Here is a 4,599-nt window from a genome sequence, read left to right as displayed (position 1 = left end):
GCGGCAAGGCAATAATGTGGAGGAGATCGCGCACTATCCCAGCATAACACCGGAAACGTGGTGCTCCTTCACATTATGATCTGCTGCTGATTACTTGACTAATGGCGAGCTTGCCATTATTCAAGCCAAGAGCCGATATAGTCGGCATGCCGCACCGTCGGCACAATGCCGAGCCAGGCGCAACTGAACGCAGACGAGATTTCCGCAACCAGCTCCTCAAAGGCATACTTCCTGGTACCACAGTTGCCTGACAGGTCACGGTTGAGACGCGATGGATGGCCACTGGCATGCGCCAGCTCGTGGAGAGCCGTTCGATGCCAATTGATTGGTTCAAAATAGGCCTGCGGAGGCGGCACCTGCACATAGTCTTCCGTCGGCATATAGAAGGCACGGTTGCCGCCGATGCGGAAGTCGATGCCGCTCGCCTTGATCAGGTATTCCACCTGCGGCTCGATCAGGCCTGGCGGCGGAGGTGGCGCCGTTGTTGCGATCTCTGGCGGCAGGCCGTCACATTGATCGCTGTTGAAGACCGTGAAGCGCTTGAGGAACGGAATGCCCTGCGCTTCCTCACCGGTCTCATGTGCGCGGCGTTTTTCGTCGACCGGCACGAAGCGGTCGGCGTAGACGACGGTCGTGCCGCGCTCGCCCTTGCGGACGTGACCACCGAGCGACAGCGCCTGGCGGAAGGTAAGCCAGCTCTGCCCTGTAAATCCGTGTTCGATAGCAGCACCCCATAGAATTAAAATGTTTATGCCGTTGTAGTGGCGGCCGGATGCTGCGCTTTTCGGCATGGCCAAAGGCGCCTTCGCCGCCGCCGTGCCCCAAGGCTGCACCCACGGCACTCGGCCAGCCTCCAGCTCGGCGATGATCTTGTTGGTGATGTCGTCATAAAGGTTGGCCTGGTCCTCACCGGTGCGCGCCCGAAGATAGTGTCTGGACATCGCGGGTCTCCGCGACGGGGACCGCGAGCCTCTCTCGCAGCCTGTAACCCGTCATGGCAAAACCCGGCCGACACTCTGACTCTCTCCTCCTAATTGAGAGAATGCGAAATCTGTAACGCAACCCGCCTTCCATCGTATCTTCATGGAAATTGAGTTGAGCTACCGGGGCCGCAGGCCCCACCAGGCGTGCGCCAGGGGCGTATCGCCCTATGGAAAATGGCACCCGGAGAGCGTGAGCATAGCAACCCGAAGGGGCACGCGGATCCGAGTGCAGCGACGAGACCGGTTTAATAGCGGCACCCGGGAACGGGGCAGTGATAGCGATCGCCGCAAGGCGAGCCCCTTTTCCGAGTGCCCCCGGCGAGGAGCTCCGCTATCCCTGCGCGAGCTGGGGTAATCCGATCCCGGCTACTCGCTAATCTCGTGCTGGGGTTGATTCGGCTCAGCAAAGGAGACAAGCGATGGCCCTGTATGTCGGACTGGATGTTTCACTAAGGATGACGTCAATCTGCGTCGTCGAGGCGGATGGCTCGCCGGTATGGGAAGGCAAGGCCGAAAGCGAGCCGGTTCCGTTGGTAAAAGTGCTTTCGCCTTTGCGAGACAAAATCGCTCTTGTCGGAATCGAGGCTTGTCCGCTTTCGGAATGGCTTCACGGCGCATTGGTTGAGAGCGGGTTTCAGATTGTCTGCATTGAGACCCGGCATGCACAGCGCTTCTTGTCCTCTCGTCCCAACAAGACCGACCGCAGCGATGCGCGCGGCATCGCTGAGATGATGCGCCTCGGACACTATCGATCAGTGCATGTAAAGAGCAAAGCGTCGCAGCTGCTTCGAACGACCCTGATCGCGCGCAAGAAGTTCGTCGATCATATGCTGGCGATCGAAGACACAATCCGGGGGCTGATGAAGGTGCATGGATTAAAGCTTGGTGCAGTGCACCGAAGTCGATTTGCGGCGAGGGTCGAAACTCTACTCGCTGATGCCCCAGACTTGCGTATTGCCATCGGGCCACTGCTCGAAGCCCGCAACATGATGCGCAAGCACAAAGCCCTCATGGATCGGCAGCTTTCGCAAATGGCTCGCAAGGATGATGTTTGCAAGCGGTTGATGACCGTATCCGGCGTTGGACCGCTCGTGAGCCTATCGTTCAAAGCAACGATTGATGATCCAAACCGGTTCAAGGACTCCAAGGCCGTGGCGGCGCATCTGGGATTGACCCCTCGCGTCTATCAGTCGGGTGAGATTGATCGATCAGGCAATATCAGCAAATGCGGTGACAAGCTGATGCGACATGCGCTCTATGAAGCTGCAAACTCCCACATGCGGATTTCCAAAAAGTGGTCGACGCTGCGGGCCTGGGGCGTCAAGCTAGCCAAACGTATAGGGTCCAGAAAAGCATGCGTGGCAGTCGCCCGCAAACTGGCCATCATCATGCATCGGATGTGGGTCGAGGAAACGGACTTCCGTTTCGGAAAGCCGCCTGCGACCCAACCCACATAAGGATCGTCCCGGCGTAACGATCTGCTCTGCCGAGGACGTGGGGAGGGTCAGTCCGTTTCGATCCCTGTGCGGTGCTCAAGCACGCGCTGTGAGCTTGGACGACCTAACTCGCCGGACCCCATCATGGAGCATGCCGCAGGGCTGACTCCGGACAGAAGCGCGGGCCAGGCAGTGGTGGATTGCGGACGATAGCTGCATGATGCGGCAACGATCGTTACCTGAATGGGCGGAGACACCGGCCAGCGGTGGCTCCGGTCGCGGATCTATGGCCGAGACTAGAGCGTGACCGACCGAAGGGCTGGCCGCGCAGACATCATTTCTCAGTCTCCCTTGATAGCAGACATCCGGGGGACTAGGGCGACGGTCCGATATGGGGACCCAAGCGGACCCCCTGAGCATCCGCAGCAAGGGTGCGCCAGACGAGCGGCGTTACTCGATCACGGGATAGCCCGCGCGCGAAGATCAACGGCGAAACTTGTCAGCTTGAGTTTTTTCCGTCATGGGTTGATCGCGAGATGACGCTGTTCGGCAGAAAGCTCGTTTCTGACGCTCGGGGATCTGCGATGAACGATATGCCCGATTTCCACAGTAACAAGGAACCCTTCGAGGTGGTCTTCTCCCCGTGGCGGGAAGATCTCGCAAAGGGGATCATCAAGCGACTGCACGAAAGAGGAGTTCAGGTTTCGTACAGCAAAATGAGATACAAAACGTTTGCCACCGGAGAGATCCTGCCGGACGTGCCACAGTCCGTGAGAGGCAAGCATGTCTACTTCCTACATGACCTTCTGGCTGAGGACCCCAACATCGCGCTCATGAGGTATCTCCTCACGGCCGACGCCCTCACCCGTTCCGATGTCGCATCTATCATCTGCGTCTTCCCGAACATCCCGTATTTGCGCCAGGACCGCCGAGAGCCAGACGACCGCGCGTCGATATCCGCAGCCGTCGTATTGCGTCTCATCGAGGAAAGCTCTCCCAGAATCCGTACGATCATCACCTATCACATGCACGCTGCGCAGGAGACGGGATTTGTTCGGCTTCCGATCGCGAACCTGCCGGGCTATGTCGATCACATCCGACATCTAAAGCAGGAACGTGGCGAAGATCTTGCAGATGCGGTGATCGCGGCGCCGGATCTGGGCGCATCGAAATATGCCCGCCGGATCGGTAAAGCAATCGGTTCGCGCTATCAGATCGCGATCGTTGACAAGGAGCGTGATAACGGAGTGACGCGCCCGCTCGATGTCATTGGCGAACCGGTGAAGGGCCGTCGGGTCATCATGTTCGATGACATCATCGATACCGGCGGCTCGATCCTCGGCGCCGCGCAGCGCCTTCAGGATGAAGGCGCACTCGACGTCGAACTCCGCTGCACGCACGGTCTTTTCAATGGCGACGCGGTGCAGCGGTTCCGTGGCGCTGGGCTGCGTGTCGTCATGCTCGATACGGTTTCGCGCCCGCAGAGTTTCCACGAGAGCGAGCGATCGTGGCTTACGATCCTTCCCATTGACGACATGCTCGCGGCCGCGATGCACCAGACGATGCAGGTGGCAGGCTCGGTAAGCCAGCTGGTTCGCTAGGGATTGTTAGCCGGTCCGTACTATGGCTATGCGTCGATGCCTCCGTTTCGCTTCGACCAGCTTGGCGCACCGACTGCGAGCGCTTTGACCTCAAGAAGGGCGCTTCCGCTGAGACTTTCGGTTAGTCTCAGCAACCGCGATCGAGTGCTCGAGACTGAAATGTCGGCACCGGGGCAAACTGTGACTTCACCCGATTGGCAAAGCATAACCGCTTCCATCCTCGAACCAGACATGTGGTGGGCCCCAAATGGGGCTTGACGTCAGAGATCGGATTACAGAAGGGATCGAAGCCGGATGGCCGAGACGCAGCGCGGCTCGGTTCACAAGAGCCCGTTGCGGCGCAGCCGCACGCGCGCAAACGGGAGAACTCGCCAGGGCTTGACCAGAGGACCTCGTTTCGTCGCCTGAATTCGTCGGCGCGTCGAAAAGTCTCTTAGCATTACAGTTGCTTTTTTCGGCACGGGGGACTTCGATGCGGGTGCATCCGCCATCGGTCGCCTGAAGGATGGCTGGCTCGACGAGCACGCCGCGTGGCAGAGGCGCGATCTGTCGGCGAAGCGCTACGTCTACATCTGGGCC

At 59.3% G+C, this 4,599-nt stretch carries 3 protein-coding genes; 2 read left to right on the top strand and 1 reads right to left on the bottom strand.

Annotation, left to right across the window (positions count from 1 at the left end):
• Positions 1-116: 116 nt before the first annotated feature.
• Positions 117-941 carry an ArdC-like ssDNA-binding domain-containing protein gene (locus IVB42_RS14010; RefSeq protein ID WP_247470454.1) on the bottom strand — a complete coding sequence of 275 codons (825 nt, stop codon included), beginning with the start codon at positions 939-941 and terminating at the stop codon, positions 117-119.
• A 461-nt stretch (positions 942-1,402) separates the two neighbouring features.
• On the opposite strand from IVB42_RS14010, the gene IVB42_RS14005 reads away from it, so the two are divergent.
• Both IVB42_RS14005 and prs read left to right on the top strand, forming a co-directional pair.
• On the top strand, positions 1,403-2,440 hold the full coding sequence (locus IVB42_RS14005; RefSeq protein WP_247470452.1) for an IS110 family transposase: 1,038 nt from the start codon (positions 1,403-1,405) through the stop codon (positions 2,438-2,440).
• 563 nt (positions 2,441-3,003) lie between these two features.
• Positions 3,004-4,020 carry a ribose-phosphate diphosphokinase gene (gene prs / locus IVB42_RS14000; protein ID WP_247470449.1) on the top strand — a complete coding sequence of 339 codons (1,017 nt, stop codon included), beginning with the start codon at positions 3,004-3,006 and terminating at the stop codon, positions 4,018-4,020.
• Positions 4,021-4,599: the final 579 nt, after the last annotated feature.

It is taken from the genome of Bradyrhizobium sp. 45 (assembly GCF_023073155.1).
Classification (GTDB): domain Bacteria; phylum Pseudomonadota; class Alphaproteobacteria; order Rhizobiales; family Xanthobacteraceae; genus Bradyrhizobium; species Bradyrhizobium canariense_D.
Note: the sequence above shows the minus strand (reverse complement) of the source record. Positions and strands in the feature narration are given on the sequence as shown.

Coding starts and splice junctions, on each gene's coding strand:
- prs (WP_247470449.1), top strand. CDS start 3,004: ATGAACGATATGCCCGATTTCCACAGTAACAAGGAACCCTTCGAGGTG.
- IVB42_RS14010 (WP_247470454.1), bottom strand. CDS start 941: ATGTCCAGACACTATCTTCGGGCGCGCACCGGTGAGGACCAGGCCAAC.
- IVB42_RS14005 (WP_247470452.1), top strand. CDS start 1,403: ATGGCCCTGTATGTCGGACTGGATGTTTCACTAAGGATGACGTCAATC.